The organism is Pseudomonas sp. TWR3-1-1 (assembly GCF_049896545.1).
Lineage (GTDB): Bacteria > Pseudomonadota > Gammaproteobacteria > Pseudomonadales > Pseudomonadaceae > Aquipseudomonas > Aquipseudomonas weihenstephanensis.
The window spans coordinates 253,863-272,816 of sequence record NZ_JAFCUO010000007.1 but is presented as its reverse complement, the minus strand read 5'-3'; the positions used below and the strand labels follow the sequence as shown (position 1 = coordinate 272,816).

Sequence of the window (18,954 nt, the reverse complement as noted above, 5' to 3'; positions counted from 1 at the left end):
TTTGCTGCCAATAAAAAACAGCATTCAGCTATTAATAACCTTTGTTCGACAGTCGGATTAAACCGCTGTTTCTTCCTGTCACCGTACTCGGCATTACTGTCGCCGATCAAGGATAGACCATGAGCCTTCCGTCGCTTGCTCCAATCCCCCCCCTTTTATTGCCATTGGTAACCCGTGCCGAACAGTCGTGGCGCGCTGCGGTGGCCGGGCTAGACAGTGAGTGGGCGCTGGAGGATTGGTCGGCCGAGCGGTGGATGGCTTTCAATCGCGTCAGCGCCGCCAGTGACTTCTTTATTGAACAAGCGTTACGTGACCCTTTGATGCTGCTGGAGCTGGCGGGCTTTGGCGAACTGGACCGCAGTTTTGCCCCCGGCGAGCTGTGCGGGCAAATTGGCTCCGCAGTGCAGCAGGCGCACACCGATGATGAGCTGGGGCGCGTATTGCGCCGCCAACGCACGCGTCAGCAAGTGCGCATTATTTGGCGCGATCTGACCCGTCAGGCGGATTTGATCGAAACCTGTCGCGATCTGTCGGACATGGCCGACGCGAGCATTGATCAGGCGTATCGCTGGTTGTATGAGCGCCATTGCCAGCAATTTGGCACGCCGATCGGGCAGCGCAGTGGCGAGCCGCAGCCGATGGTGATTCTGGGCATGGGCAAACTCGGCGCCGTCGAGCTGAACTTGTCGTCAGACATCGACTTGATTTTCGCCTACCCCGAAGGGGGTGAAACGGTGGGTGCCAAGCGCCCGCTGGACAACCAGGAGTTCTTTATCCGCCTGGGTCAACGCCTGATCAAAGCACTCGACCCGATGACCGTCGACGGTTTCGTCTTCCGGGTCGACATGCGCCTGCGCCCTTACGGCTCATCGGGCGCGCTGGTACTGAGCTTCAATGCGCTGGAGCAGTATTACCAGGATCAGGGCCGGGACTGGGAGCGCTACGCGATGATCAAGGCCCGTGTGGTGGCGGGCGATCAAGTGATGGGCGCGCAGCTTCTCAATCTGCTGCGCCCGTTTGTGTATCGGCGCTACCTCGACTTTTCGGCGATTGAAGCGCTGCGCACCATGAAGCAATTGATTCAGCAAGAAGTGCGGCGCAAAGGCATGGCCGACAATATCAAGTTGGGGGCGGGCGGCATCCGCGAGGTCGAATTTATCGCTCAGGCGTTCCAGCTGATCCACGGCGGCCGCGACCTGAGCTTGCAGCAGCGTCCCCTGCTTAACGTGCTGAGCATCCTCGAAGGTCAGGGTTACTTGCCGGGCGCGGTGGTCAGTGAGCTGCGTGAAGGCTATGAATTTTTGCGCTACACCGAGCACGCGATTCAGGCGATTGCCGACCGCCAGACCCAGATGCTGCCCGACAGCGAGCAGGATCAGGCGCGTATCGCTTTCATGATGGGCTTCGATAGCTGGGCCACGTTCCATGAGCAATTGATGGCGTGGCGTGGGCGAATTGACTGGCATTTCCGTCAGGTGATCGCTGACCCGGACGATGAAGAAGATATCGACGAGGGTGAGTTGATCGTGGGCGGCGAGTGGCTGCCGTTGTGGGAAGAAGTTCAGGACGACGCTGCCGCCTGTGTTCAATTGCAAGAAGCCGGTTTTGCAGATGCGCCCAAAGCGTTGAAACAACTGGCCGGGCTGCGTTCCAGCCCGCAGCTGCGGGCGATGCAGCGTTTGGGACGTGAGCGACTGGATGCCTTCATTCCGCGCTTGCTGGCACAGGCCGTTGAGCACGCCAATCCGGACCTGGTGCTGGAGCGGGTATTGCCACTGGTAGAAGCCGTGGCCCGCCGTTCAGCGTATCTGGTGCTGCTGACCGAAAACCCGGACGCGCTGCGTCGTTTGCTGACCTTGTGTGCGGCAAGCCCGTGGATTGCCGAACAAATCACCCGCTTCCCGCTGTTGCTCGATGAATTGCTCAACGAAGGCCGTCTGTTCAAGCCACCCTTGGCGCCGGAGCTGGCCGCCGAGTTGCGCGAGCGCCTGACGCGCATTCCCGAAGATGACCTTGAGCAGCAGATGGAAGCGCTGCGCAACTTCAAGCTGGCGCACCGCTTGCGCGTTGCGGCCTCGGAAATTGCTGGCAGCTTGCCATTAATGAAGGTCAGCGATTACCTGACCTGGCTGGCTGAAGCCATTCTGGAGCAAGTGCTGGCACTGGCCTGGCGCCAGACCGTGGCCAAGTACGGCACGCCGCAACGCACCGACGGCAGCTTGTGCGATCCGGGCTTCATTATTGTGGGCTACGGCAAAGTCGGCGGCATCGAGCTGGGCCACGGCTCGGACCTGGACCTGGTGTTTATCCACGACGGTGACCCGAACGCCGAAACGGACGGCGCCAAACCCATCGACAGCGCGCAGTTCTTCACCCGTTTGGGGCAACGGATCATTCACTTGCTCACGGCGCAAACCAACTCCGGTCAGTTGTATGAAGTCGACATGCGCTTGCGTCCGTCAGGCGCGTCCGGGCTGTTGGTCAGCTCGCTCGGTGCCTTTGAGCGTTATCAGCAAAACGAAGCCTGGACCTGGGAGCACCAGGCGCTGGTGCGCGCGCGGGTGCTTGTAGGCTGCAAACAAGTGGGGGCTGCGTTCGAGCAGGTTCGCGCCAAGGTGTTGGGCCGTGAGCGTGACTTGCCCACGCTCCGCCTGGAGGTCAGCGAGATGCGGGCCAAAATGCGCGACAACCTGGGCACGCGCATCACCGCGGCGGGGCTGGGCGAAAACGCCTTCCAGCCCACGGTGCCGTTCGACCTCAAGCAGGACGCCGGAGGTATCGTCGATATTGAATTTATGGTGCAATACGCGGCCCTTGCATGGGCGTGGGAATACCCGCAATTGCTCCGTTACACCGATAACATCCGCATTCTGGAAGGGCTGGAACAGGCCGGGTTGATGCCCGCCGCTGATGCCAGCCTGTTGCGTGAGGCTTACAAAGCCTTCCGTGCTGTCGCTCACCGTCAAGCCTTGCAAAAGGAAGCGGGGGTGGTCACGGGTGATCAGTTTGTCGTCGAACGTCAACACGTGCGGCGCATTTGGTCTGAGCTGGGTCTTGACCCGGTCAGCCAGAACACAGAGTTAAAGCTGTAGAACGTATCCGGCGGGCCCATAAGGCTCGTCCAATTTGCCTGTCGTCTCAAGGCGCAGGTGCTGGATTCTTTTGAGGAGCGTAATGATGTCGATGGCTGATCGTGATGGTGTGATCTGGTATGACGGCAAACTGGTGCCGTGGCGTGACGCAACCACCCACGTGCTGACCCATACCCTGCATTACGGCATGGGTGTATTTGAAGGTGTGCGCGCCTACGAAACCCCGCAGGGCGCAGCGATTTTCCGCTTGCAGGCGCACACTGACCGTCTGTTCGATTCGGCCCACATCATGGGCATGAAGATCCCGTTCAGCAAAGACGAAATCAATGAAGCGACCCGCGTGGCGGTGCGTGAAAACAACCTCGACAGCGCCTACATTCGCCCGATGGTGTTTTACGGCTCTGAGGCAATGGGCTTGCGCGCCACCGGTTTGAAGGTGCATGTGATCATCGCGCCGTGGAGCTGGGGTGCCTATATGGGCGCCGAAGCGCTGGAAGTCGGGATCAAGGTGCGTACCAGCTCCTTCACCCGCCACCATGTGAACATCTCCATGACCCGTGCCAAGGCCAACGGCCACTACATCAACTCGATGCTGGCCTTGCAGGAAGCGATTTCGGGCGGTGCCGACGAAGCGCTGTTGCTCGACCCGGAAGGTTTTGTCGCCGAAGGTTCGGGCGAGAACGTATTCCTGATCAAAGATGGCGTCATTTATACCCCGGACGTGACGGCCTGCCTGAACGGCATCACCCGCAGCACGATCCTGACCCTGGCCACCGAGCTGGGTTACAAATTTGTTGAAAAACGCATTACCCGCGACGAGGTGTACATCGCCGACGAAGCGTTCTTCACCGGCACTGCCGCTGAAGTCACGCCGATTCGTGAAGTCGACGGGCGTCTAATCGGGATCGGCCGCCGTGGCCCGATCACTGAAAAACTGCAAAAGGCTTACTTTGACCTGGTGACCGGCAAGACAACGGCCCACCCCGAGTGGCGTACACTGGTCAAATAAAGCGAAATGGCATCACAGCGGGGAGGCGAATGCCTCCCTTGCTTGTTTATGGAAACTTATGAATATTTTGATCGTTGGGCCCAGCTGGGTCGGTGACATGGTGATGGCGCAGACACTGTTCCAGTGCCTGAAACAGCGTCACCCAGAGTGCGAAATCGATGTGCTGGCCCCCGAGTGGAGCCGGCCGATTCTCGAGCGCATGCCTGAAGTTCGCCAGGCCTTGAGCTTTCCGCTCGGCCACGGCGCGCTGGAACTGGCCACGCGGCGCAAGATCGGCAAGTCCCTCAAGGGGCAGTACGATCAGGCCATCTTGCTGCCCAACTCGCTGAAATCAGCCCTCGTGCCGTTCTTTGCGCGGGTGCCCAAGCGCACCGGCTGGCGTGGCGAGTTTCGCTACGGCCTGCTGAACGATGTGCGCAAGCTCGATAAAGAACGCTACCCGCTGATGATCGAGCGCTTCATGGCGCTGGCCTTCGAGCCGGGTGCAGAGCTGCCCAAGCCTTACCCGCGGCCTGCGTTGCAGATTGATCCGCAGAGCCGTGAGGCGGCATTGACCAAGTTTGGTCTGGCGCTCGACCGTCCGGTGCTGGCGCTGTGCCCCGGCGCCGAGTTTGGCGAGTCCAAGCGCTGGCCATCCGAGCACTATGCCAAGGTCGCCGAGCAAAAAATCCGCGAAGGTTGGCAAGTCTGGCTGTTCGGTTCGAAAAATGATCATGCGGTAGGCGAAGACATCCGCTCGCGCCTGATTCCCGGTCTGCGTGAAGAAGCCGTCAACCTCAGCGGCGAGACCTCGCTGGCCGAGGCCATTGATTTGTTGTCCTGCGCCGACTCGGTGGTGTCCAACGACTCGGGCCTGATGCATGTGGCTGCCGCCTTGAATCGCCCGCTGGTGGCGGTCTACGGTTCAACGTCGCCAGGCTTTACACCGCCGTTGGCCGACAAGGTCGAGATCGTGCGTCTGGGCCTTGAGTGCAGCCCCTGCTTTGAGCGCACCTGCCGTTTCGGCCATTACAACTGTTTGCGCGAGCTGATGCCGCAACCCGTCGTAGACGCCTTGCAGCGGTTGCAGGGTTCACCGGTCGAGGTCCACTAGGTGCGCGTACTGTTGGTCAAAACCTCATCCCTTGGGGATGTGATTCATGCGTTGCCCGCCCTGACCGATGCCGCGCGGGCGATTCCGGGCATCACCTTTGACTGGGTGGTGGAAGAAGGCTTTGCCGAAATTCCGACCTGGCACCCGGCCGTGGGTAAAGTGATTCCGGTGGCGATTCGCCGCTGGCGTAAAAACATCTGGGAAACCTTCAAGAGCGGCGAATGGCGACGCTTCAAGCAAAGCCTGCGTGGCGAAAAATACGACTTGGTGATCGACGCCCAGGGTCTGCTCAAAAGTGCCTGGCTGACCCGCTACGTCAAGGCGCCGGTGGCCGGGCTGGATAAAGATTCGGCCCGCGAACCCTTGGCCAGCCGCTTTTATCAGCGTCGTTTGGCGGTGGCCCGTGGCCAACACGCGGTCGAGCGGTTGCGTCAGTTGTTTGCGGTTGCGCTGGGCTACGACCTGCCCAAAGGTTTGGGCGACTATGGTCTGGACGTCGAAAAACTGGTCGAGTTGCCGCGTAAAAAACCCTTCGTGTTGTTCTTGCACGGCACCACATGGGACACCAAACACTGGCCCGAAGTGTACTGGCGCGACCTGGCCATTCGCGTGGGCCATTTGGGTGTCGACGTGCGTTTGCCGTGGGGCAACCCGGCCGAGAAGGCGCGGGCTGAACGCATTGCCAAGGATTTGCACAACGCTGTGGTGCTGCCCAAGTTGAACCTGGCAGGCGTTGCCAAAGTGCTGGCCAGCGCCAGTGCCTGCGTGGCGGTGGACACCGGTCTGGGGCATTTGGCCGCCGCACTGGATGTGCCGACCATTTCCCTGTTTGGCCCCACCAACCCCGGCCTGACGGGCGCTTACGGCAAGGTGCAAATCCACTTGGCCAGCGACTTTCCCTGCGCGCCGTGCCTGCAAAAAAAATGTACCTATTCGCCGACTGCACAGGACCAGCAGCGGTTTGACCTGAAAAACGAGTGGCCGCTGTGCTTCACTCGTTTGAACCCTGAGCGTGTCGCGAGTCGATTAAGCACGTTGTTACTGGCTGAGGAACTGCGCTGATGCAACTGGCTTTTGTGCTGTACAAATATTTCCCGTTTGGTGGCTTGCAACGCGACTTCATGCGCATTGCGCTGGAGTGCCAGCAGCGCGGGCACCAGATCCGTGTGTACACCATGATCTGGGAAGGCGATATTCCGCCCGGTTTTGAAGTGTTGGTGGCGCCGGTGAAGGCGTTTCACAACCACACCCGCAACGAAAAAATGCTCGCCTGGATGCAGGCCGACCTGGCCAAGCGTCCGGTGGACCGCTTGATCGGCTTCAACAAAATGCCCGGTCTGGACGTGTACTACGCCGCTGACGGCTGTTTTGAAGACAAAGCGCAAAACCTGCGCCATGCGTTTTACCGCTTCTTCAAACGTTACAAGCACTTTGCCGAGTACGAACGCGCGGTGTTTGCCAAAGAGGCGAAGACCCAGATCCTGATGATTTCCGAAGTCCAGCAGCCGCTGTTCATCAAGCATTACGGCACCCCGCTGGAGCGTTTTCACCTGCTGCCGCCGGGTATCGCGCTGGACCGCCGTGCGCCGCCAAATGCCGCCGAGATTCGTGCCCAGTTTCGCCGTGAATTCAAGTTGGCCGACGATGATCTGCTGCTGGTACAGATTGGCTCCGGGTTCAAGACCAAAGGCGTGGATCGCAGCCTTAAAGCGTTGGCGGCGCTGCCTGGCGAGCTTAAAAAGCGTACCCGGCTGTTTGTAATCGGCCAGGACGACCCCAAAGTCTTTCAGTTGCAAAGTGCCACATTGGGGCTGGGCGATCAGGTGCAGTTTCTCAAAGGGCGCAGTGACATCCCGCGTTTCCTGTTGGGCGCTGACTTGCTGATTCACCCGGCCTACAACGAAAACACCGGCACCGTACTGCTCGAAGCGCTGGTGGCCGGTTTGCCGGTGCTGGTCAGCGCGGTATGCGGCTATGCCCATTACATCGCTGATGCAGACGCGGGGCGCGTGCTGGACGAGCCGTTTGAGCAGGCGCAACTCAATGAGTACCTGACCCACATGTTGTCCGATGATGCTGCGCGTGCGGCCTGGAGCCAAAACGGCCTGGCCTTCGCGCAGACGGCCGACCTCTATAGCATGCCGCAGCACGCTGCGGATGTGATTCTGGCGGAGCAACACTGATGAAACTGATTCTTGCCGAACCGTTCAAAAGCTTGTGGGCCGGGCGCGATGCGTTCACCGAAGTCGAGCGTCTGGAAGGCGAGGTGTACCGCGAACTGGAAGGGCGACGTACTTTGCGTACTGAAGTCGACGGGCGCGGCTACTTTGTGAAAATCCACCGTGGCATTGGCTGGGGTGAAGTGTTCAAAAACCTGCTGACCGCCAAATTGCCGGTGCTCGGTGCAGGTCAGGAGTGGCGGGCGATCAATCGCCTGCACGAAGTCGGCGTACCCACCATGACCGCCGTAGCCTACGGCGAAAAAGGCAGCAACCCGGCCGCGCAGCACTCGTTCATCATCACTGAAGAACTCGCGCCGACCGTCAGCCTCGAAGATTTCAGCCTCAACTGGGTCAAGCAGCCGCCGCAGCCCGCGCTCAAACGTGCGTTGATTGCTGAGGTGGCGCGCATGACCGGCATGATGCACCGCGCAGGCGTCAACCACCGCGACTGCTACATTTGCCACTTTTTGCTGCACACCGACACCCCGGTCACCGCCGATAACTTCCGTTTGTCGGTGATCGACCTGCACCGCGCCCAAACCCGCGCCGTGATCAGCCAGCGCTGGCGCAACAAGGATCTGGCCGCGTTGTATTTCTCGGCGCTGGACATCGGCCTGACGCAACGCGACAAGTTGCGCTTCCTGCGCGGCTATTTCCAAATGCCGCTGCGCCAGATCCTGCGCGAAGAGGCCCGCCTGCTGGCGTGGCTGGAAGGCAAAGCGAACAAACTCTATGCACGTAAAGTGCGTTATGGGGATGCACTGTAATGGCGGGCTGGAACCTTGACCCTGCCTACAGTGCGCTGGCCCACGATTTTGGCAGCCTGGATGCCGTGTTTGCCCTGCAAGGCGAACACTTGACCCGCGATCCGTTGTCCGAGGTCATTCGTGTCGAGCGTCAGGGCGTCAATTACTACGTCAAACGCTACACCGGGGCAGGCAAAGGCTTGCGCCGTTATTTGGGCCGCCCGCGCGTGAAGTCCGAATGGCAGAACCTCAAGCGCTTCGCCAAGTGGGGCATTCCTACCGCAGACGTGGTGGCCTGGGGCCTTGAGCGCAAAGGCATGGCCTATGCCCGTGGCGCGATGATTACCCGTGAGTTGCCCAATACCCGCGATTTGTCCGACCTGGCCGACAACCACGATCCGCTGCTCAAAGACCGGGTCTGGGTCGACGGTGTGAGCCGCCAGTTGGCGCGTTACACCAAAACCATGCACGACCATCGCTTCACGCATAACGACCTGAAGTGGCGCAATTTGCTGATCGACGATCAGGCACGCCTGTATTTGATCGACTGCCCCAATGGCGACTTCTGGCGCGGTTTCTGGCTCAAGTACCGCATCACCAAAGACCTGGCGTGCCTGGACAAAGTGGCCAAATATCATCTGTCGGCCACCCAGCGCCTGCGTTTTTATTTCCAATACACCGGGCGCACGACGCTCAACGCGGCGGACAAGGAACGTGTACGCCATATCGTGCGTTTTTTTGAGGGTCGGGAATGACTGATTTTGTAGCAGACGCTGATCGTGCCTTGCTGGAACGCAACGGGCTGGCGGATTTTGAAGCGCTGTGGCACCTGCAACTCGATGCCGTGGACGAACCCAACACCAGCCGCGGTGGCTGGAGCAGCGTGTTCCGTCTGGACCTCGACGGTCAGGGCTTTTACCTCAAACGCCAAAGCAACTACCTGACCCGCACGCTGCACAGCCCCCTGGGCGAGCCGAGTTTTGCCCGCGAGTTTCGTAATATTCAGCGCTATCAGGCGTTGGGCATTCCTGCGTTGGAAGCGGTGTTTTTTGGTGAGCGTAAGGTCCAGGGTGAACGTCGGGCGATTCTGATGACCCGTGCGCTGGACGGCTGGAATGACCTCGATTCGCTGCTGGAGCAGTGGCCGCAACTGACGGCTCAACAGCAGCAGGCGATCTTGCGCGCGTGCGGGCAACTGGCGCGACGGCTGCACGCGGTGCGTCAGGTGCACGGCTGTTTCTACCCCAAGCACATCTTTTTGCAGGCAGATGGCGAGGCTTATCGCGCGCAATTGATCGACCTGGAAAAAACCCGGCCGCTGCTGCTGGGCCAGCGTGACCGGGTCAAAGACATCGAGCCGTTATTGCGCAGGGCTCAGGTCTGGACCGAAACCGAAGTGCGCGCGTTGCTCGCCGCCTATCTCGATCAGCCTGCGGACAGTGGCCTGGTGCAGGCGTGGTATCAGCGCCTGAATGTGCGTCGTAGCCAAAAGGAAACTCGCTGATGCGCCTGTCTGAACTGCAAAAAGCCGGACGTGCGCCGGGCTTGCCGCTGAGCATCGAGCTGGCGGATGCCGCCGGGCCTGCGCAATTGCAACTGCTGACCTTGTTGCGTGTATTGCCGGGCCAACGTTACGTGGGCGCGGGGGTGTGGCGCGGCCGTACGGTACTGGCCAAGCTGATGGTCGGCAGCAAGGCGGCGCGCAACTTTGAGCGCGAGCTGACCGGTGTGCGGCTCTTGGCCGAGCAAGGGCTGACCACGCCACAGTTGCTGGCCGACGGCTTGCAGGAAGGCGAGGGCGGCTGGTTATTGTTCGAGTTTCTGGACGGCGCGCAAAGCCTCGGCGAAGCCTGGAGTGCGGTGCAACACCTGCCTGTGCTGGCAGACGAGCAACAAGCGGTGCTGGCTGAGGCGTTGGCGGCCATCGGCCAAATGCACCTCAAAGGCTTGTGGCAACAAGACCTGCACCTGGACAACCTGCTGCGCCACAACGGCGCGCTGTACTTGATCGATGGTGCAGGGATCTGCGTCGAACAGGCAGGAAAACCACTGTCCCGGCCCAAAGTGCTGGAAAACCTCGGTGTGTTTTTCGCCCAGTTGCCCAAAAGCCTTGAACCGTTTACCGAAGAGTTGCTGGTGCACTATCTGCTGAGCAACGGCGAACACGCCTTGCCGCTCGAAGCGCTGCTCAAACAGGTCGAGAAAATCCGTGCCTGGCGTTTGAACGACTTTCTGAGCAAAACAGGACGCGACTGCACACTGTTCAGCGTGCAGAACACGGTGTCTGCATTGCGGGCGGTCCGTCGCGAAGAAGAGGCCGCGATGTTGCCGGTGCTGGCCAATGCCGATGCGTTGCTGGACGCGGGTCATCTGTATAAAACCGGTGGCGCTGCGAGCGTGGGTAAAGTCGAAGTGGCCGCTCGTATGCTGGTCATCAAGCGTTACAACATTAAAGGCTTTGCCCATTGGCTCAAGCGTTTTTGGCGCCCGAGCCGCGCTTGGCATTCGTGGCGTGAAGGCAATCGGCTGGCGTTCCTGGGCATCGCCACGCCCACGCCGCTGGCGCTGCTCGAAACGCGTTTTTTGGGGTTGCGTGGCAAAGCGTATCTGGTGACTGAATATTTACCCGGCCCGGACATCATTGAGCGCTTTGCACCTTATGTAGAGCAGGGCGATGCGCCAGAAGCCGAGTTGCAGGCGCTGGATCAACTGTTTGCCGATTTGCTTGGCGAACACATCAGCCACGGCGACCTTAAGGGGCATAACGTGTTCTGGGACAACGGTCGCTGGGCGCTGATTGACTTGGACTCGATGTGCCAGCACCGCTCGCTCAGCAGTTTTGCTCCGGCGTATGCCCGCGATCGGGCGCGCTTTATGCGCAACTGGCCAGCCAGCAGCGCGTTGTATCAAGTGATTGATGCGCGCTTGCCAGCCAGCGCCTCAGCCCCTTCTGTCTGAGGCTGCGGGTGCGTTGAAACATCGTTGTCACACCGGCTGATTAAGGTGGCTGCCAAAACCGTCGTGAGTGCAGGCAGCCATGAACCTATTACAAGAAGACCAACCCACCGATCTTGAGCACATCGTCGGCCTCAGCCGTCGCGGCTTTATCAGCGCCGGGGCCTTGTGCGGGGCCGCTATGTTTTTGGGCGGTAGCCTGTTAAGCCGCAGCGTGCTGGCAGACGGCATCCGTACCGCTTCCAGCACGTTGCTGGGGTTTGGCAGTATCGAGGCTGCCACCACCGATAGCATCACGTTGCCGCCCGGCTACCGCTCATCGGTGTTGATCAGTTGGGGCCAACCGCTGCACAGCGACGGCCCTGCCTTCAACCCCGACGGCACCGGCACCGCTGCCGAGCAGGAAGTCCAGTTTGGCGACAATAACGACGGCATGAGCCTCTTCGCTTTCCCCGATGACCCGAACCGTGCCCTGATGGCCATCAACAACGAATACACCAACTACCGCTACCTTTACCCCCACGGCGGTCAGCCAACTTCAGCCGAAGAGGTGCACAAAGCGCAGGCCAGCGAAGGCGTGTCGGTGATCGAGATTCAGCGCAAGGGCGACCGTTGGCAGTTTGTGCAAGGTTCGCCGTTTAATCGACGCATCCACGGCAATACCCCGATTCGCCTGAGTGGCCCGGCTGCCGGGCATGCTTTGCTGCGCACCCGGGCCGATAACAGCGGGACGCTGGCGCTGGGCACGTTCCAGAACTGCGCCAACGGCAAGACCCCGTGGGGCACCTACCTGACCTGCGAAGAAAACTTCACGGACTGTTTTGGCAGCACCGACCCCCAACACAGCTTCGACGCCGCGCAAAAACGCTACGGCGCCGTTGCCGCCAGCAAAGACATCAACTGGCACCTGCACGACCCGCGCTTCGATCTGGCGCACAACCCCAACGAGTTAAACCGTCACGGCTGGGTGGTGGAAATCGACCCCTTTGACCCGCAATCGACCCCGGTCAAGCGCACGGCGCTGGGCCGCTTCAAGCACGAAAACGCCGCACTGGCGCAAACCGCTGACGGCCGCGCCGTGGTGTACATGGGCGACGATGAGCGCGGTGAGTTCATCTACAAGTTCATCAGTCGCGACAAAATCGACCAGCAAAACCCCCAAGCCAATCGCGACCTGCTGGACCACGGCACCTTGTATGTCGCCCGCTTCGACGGCGGCGACAGCAACCCCGACCGTCCCAAAGGCCAGGGCCAGTGGATCGAACTGAGTCACGGTAAAAACGGCATCAACGCGGGCAGCGGTTTTGCCAATCAGGCCGAGGTGCTGATTCACGCGCGTCTGGCGGCCAGCACGGTGGGAGCCACGCGCATGGACCGCCCGGAATGGATTGTCGTCAGCCCTAAAGACGGCCAGGTGTATTGCACGCTGACCAACAACGTTAAACGCGGTGAAGACGGCCAGCCCGTGGGCGGTCCCAATCCGCGCGAGAAAAACGTTTATGGGCAGATCCTGCGCTGGAACGAACACAACCACGAGCATGGCGCGATGAGTTTCGACTGGGACCTGTTCGTGGTGGCAGGCAACCCGGCCGTGCACCCCAAACAGCCCAAGGGTGGCTCGGCCAATATCACCGCGCAAAACATGTTCAACAGCCCCGACGGCATGGGGTTTGACGACGCGGGACGACTGTGGATCCTGACGGACGGCGACGTCAGCAACACCGGTGATTTTGCCGGGATGGGCAATAACCAGATGCTGTGTGCCGACCCGGCGAGCGGTGAAATTCGTCGCTTCATGGTCGGGCCGGTCGGCTGTGAGGTCACTGGGATCAGCTTTTCACCGGATCAAAAAACCCTGTTCGTCGGTATTCAGCATCCGGGTGAAAACGGCGGTTCGACATTCCCCGAGCACATGCCCAACGGCAAACCGCGCTCATCAGTGGTGGCCATCAGCCGCGAAGACGGCGCGATTGTCGGTAGCTGATCAAACGCCTGCGGATTTGCATCGCCCTCTGCCATCCGGTCTGCGCTAACATGCATGGCCGGACGCGGCAGCCTGCTGCGCGCAGGAGTCAGCATGTCTCATCCGTTTGCAACACTTACCCCTGATCTGGTGCTCGACGCCGTCGAAAGCATCGGTTTCCTCAGCGACGCCCGCGTGCTCGCGCTCAACAGCTACGAAAACCGCGTGTACCAAGTCGGTATCGAAGACTCGCAGCCGCTGATCGCCAAGTTCTACCGGCCCCAGCGCTGGACCAACGAAGCCATCCTCGAAGAGCACCGCTTCACCTTCGAACTTGCCGAGTGCGAGGTGCCGGTGGTGGCGCCGATGATCCATAACGGCCAGAGCCTGTTTGAACACGCGGGGTTCCGCTTCACGTTGTTCCCTCGCCGGGGTGGTCGCGCGCCAGAACCGGGCAATTTGGACCAACTGTATCGCCTCGGCCAACTGCTTGGGCGCCTGCATGCCGTGGGTGCCACTAAGCCGTTCGAACACCGTGAAGCGCTGGGTGTGAAGAATTTTGGGCATGACTCGCTGACGACCCTGCTCGAAGGTAATTTCATACCGCGCAGCTTGCTGCCTGCCTACGAGTCGGTGGCCCGTGACTTGCTCAAACGCGTCGAAGACGTGTACGCCGCCACGCCGCACACCAACATCCGCATGCACGGCGATTGCCACCCCGGCAACATGATGTGCCGCGACGAGGTGTTCCACATCGTCGATCTGGACGACTGTCGCATGGGGCCTGCGGTGCAGGATCTGTGGATGATGCTGGCCGGTGATCGGCAAGAATGCCTGGGGCAGTTGTCGGAACTGATGGACGGCTACAGCGAGTTCCATGACTTCAACCCCCGCGAGCTGGCGTTGATCGAACCGCTGCGCGCCCTGCGCCTGATGCATTACAGCGCGTGGCTGGCGCGGCGCTGGGACGATCCGGCGTTTCCCCACAGCTTTCCGTGGTTCGGCACCGAACGCTATTGGGGCGATCAGGTGCTGGCCTTGCGCGAGCAGCTGTCGGCGCTCAATGAAGAACCGCTGAAATTGTTTTGATCCACCGCAAAGGCTCTTTGTAGTCGCTGTCCAAGGCTGCCAGCGGCTGCAAAGCAGCCCTTTGCGCGCCTCTTCGCGGCCTTGGGCGGCGACTCAAAAATGCGCTGCACGCTTACCGTCACGCACGACACCTCTGTAAAACCTGCTTACACTCTCGGCCTCTACTGTGTCCATCTGTTGCCTGAGCAAGGATCCACCATGCAAGCCGCCAACCCGCGCCACGGGTACATTCTGGGCCTGAGTGCCTACATCATCTGGGGCCTGTTCCCGCTTTATTTCAAACTGCTGGCCAGCGTTCCGGCGGCTGAAATCATCGTCAACCGTGTGCTCTGGTCGGCGCTGTTTGGTTCGTTGCTGTTGCTGGTGTGGAAACACCCCGGCTGGTGGCAGGAGCTGCGCGACAACCCTAAACGCCTTGGCGTGCTGACGGTCAGCGGCCTGTTGATTGCCGCCAACTGGCTGACCTACGTGTGGGCGGTCAATAACGACCGCATGCTCGAAGCCAGCCTGGGCTATTACATCAACCCGCTGGTTAATGTGTTGCTGGGCATGTTGCTGCTGGGCGAGCGCCTGCGGCGTCTGCAATGGATTGCCGTGGGCTTGGCCGCCGTCGGTGTGGCACAGCAAGTGTGGCAAGTGGGCAGCCTGCCGTGGGTGTCGCTGGTGCTGGCGCTGACCTTCGGCTTTTATGGCTTGATCCGTAAACAGGCACCGGTCAAGGCGCTGCCGGGGCTGGTGGTCGAGACCTGGATTCTGGTGCCGATTGCCATTGGCTGGTTGCTGATGCACCCCGAAGCCAACAGCGCACACGTCGAGTTTTGGTCCAGCTCGCAAGCCTGGCTGCTGGTTGCAGCAGGTCCGGCGACGCTGATCCCACTGGTCTGTTTCAACGCTGCTGCACGGCATTTGCCTTACACCACGCTGGGCTTCATGCAGTACCTGGCGCCCACCCTGGTGTTGATTCTGGCGGTGGCGGTGTATGGCGAACACTTGTCCCACAGCACCTTGATCGCGTTCATGTTCATCTGGGCCGGTTTGGTGGTGTACAGCATCGATGCGTGGATCAGCCTGCGCCGGCGTTAATCCTCAAGCTGAAACTCAAGCTCCACCAGCATCTCATCGGCCAGGATTTCCAGGCGTTCGCGCAGCACCTCCAGCGAGAGCGTCAGCGGCACCGCCAAAATGGCCTCGGCGTGAAACAGTGGCTCGTTGCTCATGGGCGCGAGCCGCACTTCGGTCACTAATCGCTCCAGGTTCACGCCCAGCTCGGTCAGCACTCGCGTAATGTCGCGCACAATGCCGGACCGGTCGTTACCCACCAATCGCATCGCAATGGGCTTCCAGGTGCAGGACTGCTCGATTCCGCTCTCGGCCACCAGCACCCGAATCCCTTCCCTCTCAAGATCCTTGAGTGCGTTGACCAACTCGTCATGGGCTTCGGCCGACACCCCCAGCCGTACGATGCCCGCGAACTGTCCGGCCATGCGCGACATGCGGCTCTCCAGCCAATTGCCACCGTGCTCGGCGATGCACTGCGCAATGCGTTCAACCTGCCCGGCTTTGTCCGGGGCAAAGACCGTAATCACAAGATGGTTCATGGCGCACGCTCTCTTATTAAAGGTCGGTTGAGTATAGGCAGCCGCCGCCGTACTGGCAGGGGAGCGTTGGCTCGCGAAGGCAGCCCCCGGCGTTTATACACACCGCGCAGGTCGTTAAACGCCTTAGAAACCAGATCAGCAAACAACAAATTGTGTACTGTTTTTAGAATTATCTGGAACAACCTGTGCGTTTCTTGAGAACATCCCATGCTTCTACGTGACCACTGCGATAAAAATGGTCGTAGAACGACGTGATTAGTCTGATTTTCACATCTGCAAGTGATCATGTAGTATGCCTCGGCGACCACTACATAATTTGCAACAAGGTCCGCCAAAGCGTCTGCACTACCCCGTACAACCCCGCCAGCATGAGCCACGCGGTGTTTTAAGAAGCGCTCCAGGCTTTAAATAAAAATGAGTGAGGCAAGCAATGACTGAACACGTTCACGTCGGTGGCCTGCAGGTCGCCAAAGTCCTGTTCGACTTCGTAAACAACGAAGCTATCCCCGGTACCGGTTTGACCGCCGACCAGTTCTGGGCCGGTGCCGACAAGGTTATTCACGACCTGGCACCCAAGAACAAAGCACTGCTCGCCAAACGCGATGATTTGCAGGCGCGGATCGACGCCTGGCACCAGGCTGCGGCCGGCAAGGCCCATGACGCCGTGGCTTATAAGGCCTTTCTCCAAGACATTGGGTATTTGCAGCCAGAAGCCGCAGATTTCCAGGCAACGACGCAAAACGTCGATGACGAAATCGCCCGCATGGCCGGCCCGCAGTTGGTGGTGCCGGTGATGAATGCGCGCTTTGCCCTCAACGCCTCGAACGCCCGTTGGGGTTCGCTGTATGACGCGTTGTATGGCACCGATGCCATCAGCGAAGCCGATGGCGCGCAAAAGGGCAAAGGCTACAACAAGGTGCGCGGCGACAAAGTCATCGCCTTCGCCCGTGCCTTCCTAGACGAAGCCGCACCGCTGGCCAAGGGCTCACACGTTGATGCGCTTGGTTACGCCGTGGTCAACGGCGCCTTGCACGTCGCCCTCAAGGACGGCGCCAGCAGCGCTTTGCGTGATGCCGCGCAATTGATCGGCTACCACGGCGAAGCTGGCGCCCCGACCGCCGTGCTGCTCAAGCAAAACGGCTTGCACTTCGAAATCCAGATCGACGCAACCAGCCCTGTCGGCCAGACCGATGCCGCGGGCGTCAAAGACGTACTGATGGAAGCTGCGCTGACCACCATCATGGACTGCGAAGACTCCGTGGCCGCCGTTGATGCTGACGACAAAGTGGTGATCTACCGCAACTGGCTGGGCCTGATGAAGGGCGACCTCAGCGAGCAGGTGTCCAAGGGCGGGCACACCTTCACCCGCACCATGAACCCGGACCGCGAATACACTGCGCCCAACGGCGCCAGCCTCAGCTTGCACGGTCGCTCGTTGCTGTTCGTGCGCAACGTGGGTCACTTGATGACCATCGATGCGATCCTCGACAAAGACGGCAACGAAGTGCCCGAAGGCATCCTTGACGGCCTGCTGACCAGCCTCGCAGCGATCCACAGCCTCAACGGCAGCGCCACGCGCAGCAACAGCCGCACCGGTTCGGTGTATATCGTCAAACCGAAAATGCACGGCGCCGAAGAAGCTGCGTTCACCAATGAGCTGTTTGGGCGCATTGAAGACGTGCTCAACTTGCCGCGCAACACGCTCAAAGTCGGGATCATGGACGAAGAGCGCCGCACGACGGTCAACCTCAAGGCGTGCATCAAAGCCGCCAGCGAACGCGTGGTGTTCATCAACACCGGTTTCCTGGACCGTACCGGCGACGAAATCCACACCTCGATGGAAGCTGGCCCGATGGTGCGCAAGGCTGACATGAAAGCCGAGAAGTGGATCAGCGCCTACGAAAACAACAACGTTGACGTCGGCTTGAGCACTGGCCTGCAAGGCCGTGCACAAATCGGTAAAGGCATGTGGGCGATGCCCGACCTGATGGCGGCGATGCTGGAGCAAAAAATCGCCCACCCGCTGGCGGGCGCCAACACCGCGTGGGTGCCGTCGCCGACTGCCGCTGCGCTGCACGCGCTGCACTACCACAAGGTCGACGTGTTCGCGCGTCAGGGCGAACTGGCCACGCGGGCCAAAGCCTCGGTAGACGACATTCTGACCATCCCGCTGGCCGTCAACCCGCAGTGGACGCCTGAGCAGATCCAGAACGAACTGGACAACAACTCGCAGGGCATCCTGGGTTATGTGGTGCGCTGGATTGATCAGGGCGTGGGCTGCTCTAAAGTGCCCGACATCAATGACATCGGCCTGATGGAAGACCGTGCAACGCTGCGTATTTCCAGCCAGCACATCGCCAACTGGCTGCGTCACGGCATCGTCAATCAAGCTCAAGTGATGGCCAGTCTCAAGCGCATGGCGCCGGTGGTTGACCGCCAAAACGCCAATGACCCGCTGTACCGCCCTCTGGCGCCCGACTTCGACAGCAACATCGCCTTCCAGGCAGCCGTCGAATTGGTCATCGAGGGCACCCGCCAGCCTAACGGTTACACCGAGCCGGTGCTGCACCGCCGTCGTCGTGAGTTCAAGGCCAAGAATGGCCTGTGAATAAGCGTTAACGCGCAGTAACAAAAAGCCCCGGCGAACTGCCGGGGCTTTTTATTGGTGCGCTCGCCACACTTCAGTCGGCAGCTCATGGGGGGCTATTCGATGTGCAGTTCGCGTTTGATCAGCGCGGTCAGTTTTTCGGTATCAATGGGCTTGAGCAGAAAATCGAGCACGCTCAAGTGCATGCCATCAATGGCATCTTTTACCTCGGCATTGCCCGACATGATGATCACCGGCATGTTCGCCCGCTCGGAACGGCGAAGCTGGCGGATCAATTCCAGGCCGTCACCGGGCGGCATGCGCAAATCCGTCAGTAGCAGGGCAATCGATTTATCTGACTCCAGCGTGTGCCAGGCTTGCTGCTGACCAGCGGCCTTGATGCACTGAATGCCATGCAACTCCAGCAGTTCGCTGAGCAAGTCGCGCGCCAGTTGATCGTCTTCGACGATCAGTACGCGCTGAGCAGCTTGGGCACGAGTGGGGGCTTTCATGACTTCGCTCAGCGCCTCTCGCTCGGCGTCGCTCAAAATGTCGTGTTCGGTCATACGGTTCTCAAAACGGCGTTATTCAGTCTGTTAT

At 60.3% G+C, this 18,954-nt stretch carries 15 protein-coding genes; 13 read left to right on the top strand and 2 right to left on the bottom strand.

All coding sequences use genetic code 11. The features are described 5' to 3' along the window. The first annotated feature begins 119 nt into the window (after positions 1-119). From glnE to rarD, 12 genes are all read left to right on the top strand, one after another. Entirely contained in the window at positions 120-3,092 is a 2,973-nt protein-coding gene (gene glnE / locus ACP7A4_RS16830; RefSeq protein WP_426247819.1) for a bifunctional [glutamate--ammonia ligase]-adenylyl-L-tyrosine phosphorylase/[glutamate--ammonia-ligase] adenylyltransferase, read from the top strand. 85 nt (positions 3,093-3,177) lie between these two features. Next, a complete protein-coding gene (locus tag ACP7A4_RS16825; RefSeq protein WP_048364501.1) occupies positions 3,178-4,101 on the top strand; it encodes a branched-chain amino acid transaminase in 924 nt (307 codons plus the stop codon). 58 nt (positions 4,102-4,159) lie between these two features. Continuing rightward, positions 4,160-5,194: a lipopolysaccharide heptosyltransferase II gene (waaF, locus tag ACP7A4_RS16820; protein WP_059763613.1), complete on the top strand. Its 1,035-nt coding sequence runs from the start codon at positions 4,160-4,162 to the stop codon at positions 5,192-5,194. Beyond that, complete coding sequence (gene waaC, locus ACP7A4_RS16815) at positions 5,195-6,256, top strand: lipopolysaccharide heptosyltransferase I (protein WP_203303075.1); 1,062 nt, start codon at positions 5,195-5,197, stop codon at positions 6,254-6,256. Then, positions 6,256-7,377 carry a glycosyltransferase family 4 protein gene (locus tag ACP7A4_RS16810; RefSeq protein WP_203303074.1) on the top strand — a complete coding sequence of 374 codons (1,122 nt, stop codon included), beginning with the start codon at positions 6,256-6,258 and terminating at the stop codon, positions 7,375-7,377. Before waaC ends, ACP7A4_RS16810 begins: the two co-directional genes overlap by 1 nt. Next, positions 7,377-8,183 carry a lipopolysaccharide core heptose(I) kinase RfaP gene (gene rfaP / locus ACP7A4_RS16805; RefSeq protein WP_059763606.1) on the top strand — a complete coding sequence of 269 codons (807 nt, stop codon included), beginning with the start codon at positions 7,377-7,379 and terminating at the stop codon, positions 8,181-8,183. The genes ACP7A4_RS16810 and rfaP overlap by 1 nt, the downstream gene beginning before the upstream one ends. Further along, positions 8,183-8,917, top strand: a complete 735-nt coding sequence (locus tag ACP7A4_RS16800; protein ID WP_059763603.1) for a lipopolysaccharide kinase InaA family protein — start codon at positions 8,183-8,185, stop codon at positions 8,915-8,917. Before rfaP ends, ACP7A4_RS16800 begins: the two co-directional genes overlap by 1 nt. Next, on the top strand, positions 8,914-9,666 hold the full coding sequence (locus ACP7A4_RS16795; protein WP_203303073.1) for a lipopolysaccharide kinase InaA family protein: 753 nt from the start codon (positions 8,914-8,916) through the stop codon (positions 9,664-9,666). Before ACP7A4_RS16800 ends, ACP7A4_RS16795 begins: the two co-directional genes overlap by 4 nt. Then, entirely contained in the window at positions 9,666-11,120 is a 1,455-nt protein-coding gene (locus ACP7A4_RS16790; RefSeq protein ID WP_426247818.1) for a lipopolysaccharide kinase InaA family protein, read from the top strand. Before ACP7A4_RS16795 ends, ACP7A4_RS16790 begins: the two co-directional genes overlap by 1 nt. A 79-nt stretch (positions 11,121-11,199) precedes the next feature. Further along, complete coding sequence (locus ACP7A4_RS16785) at positions 11,200-13,101, top strand: PhoX family protein (protein ID WP_426247817.1); 1,902 nt, start codon at positions 11,200-11,202, stop codon at positions 13,099-13,101. A 93-nt stretch (positions 13,102-13,194) separates the two neighbouring features. After that, positions 13,195-14,169: a serine/threonine protein kinase gene (locus ACP7A4_RS16780; RefSeq protein ID WP_048364492.1), complete on the top strand. Its 975-nt coding sequence runs from the start codon at positions 13,195-13,197 to the stop codon at positions 14,167-14,169. A gap of 198 nt (positions 14,170-14,367) precedes the next feature. Further along, positions 14,368-15,252: an EamA family transporter RarD gene (gene rarD / locus ACP7A4_RS16775; RefSeq protein WP_059763589.1), complete on the top strand. Its 885-nt coding sequence runs from the start codon at positions 14,368-14,370 to the stop codon at positions 15,250-15,252. Here the strand turns inward: rarD and ACP7A4_RS16770 are convergent. Continuing rightward, entirely contained in the window at positions 15,249-15,767 is a 519-nt protein-coding gene (locus ACP7A4_RS16770) for a glycine cleavage system protein R (protein WP_203303071.1), read from the bottom strand. The genes rarD and ACP7A4_RS16770 overlap by 4 nt on opposite strands. Before the next feature lie 430 nt (positions 15,768-16,197). On the opposite strand from ACP7A4_RS16770, the gene ACP7A4_RS16765 reads away from it, so the two are divergent. Then, the gene (locus ACP7A4_RS16765) at positions 16,198-18,375 is read left to right on the top strand and encodes a malate synthase G (protein WP_203303070.1); all 2,178 of its coding nucleotides are present in this window, start codon (positions 16,198-16,200) and stop codon (positions 18,373-18,375) included. 95 nt (positions 18,376-18,470) lie between these two features. Here the strand turns inward: ACP7A4_RS16765 and ACP7A4_RS16760 are convergent, their stop codons facing one another. After that, the gene (locus ACP7A4_RS16760) at positions 18,471-18,920 is read right to left on the bottom strand and encodes a response regulator (protein ID WP_059763584.1); all 450 of its coding nucleotides are present in this window, start codon (positions 18,918-18,920) and stop codon (positions 18,471-18,473) included. Between the last annotated feature and the right edge of the window lie 34 nt (positions 18,921-18,954).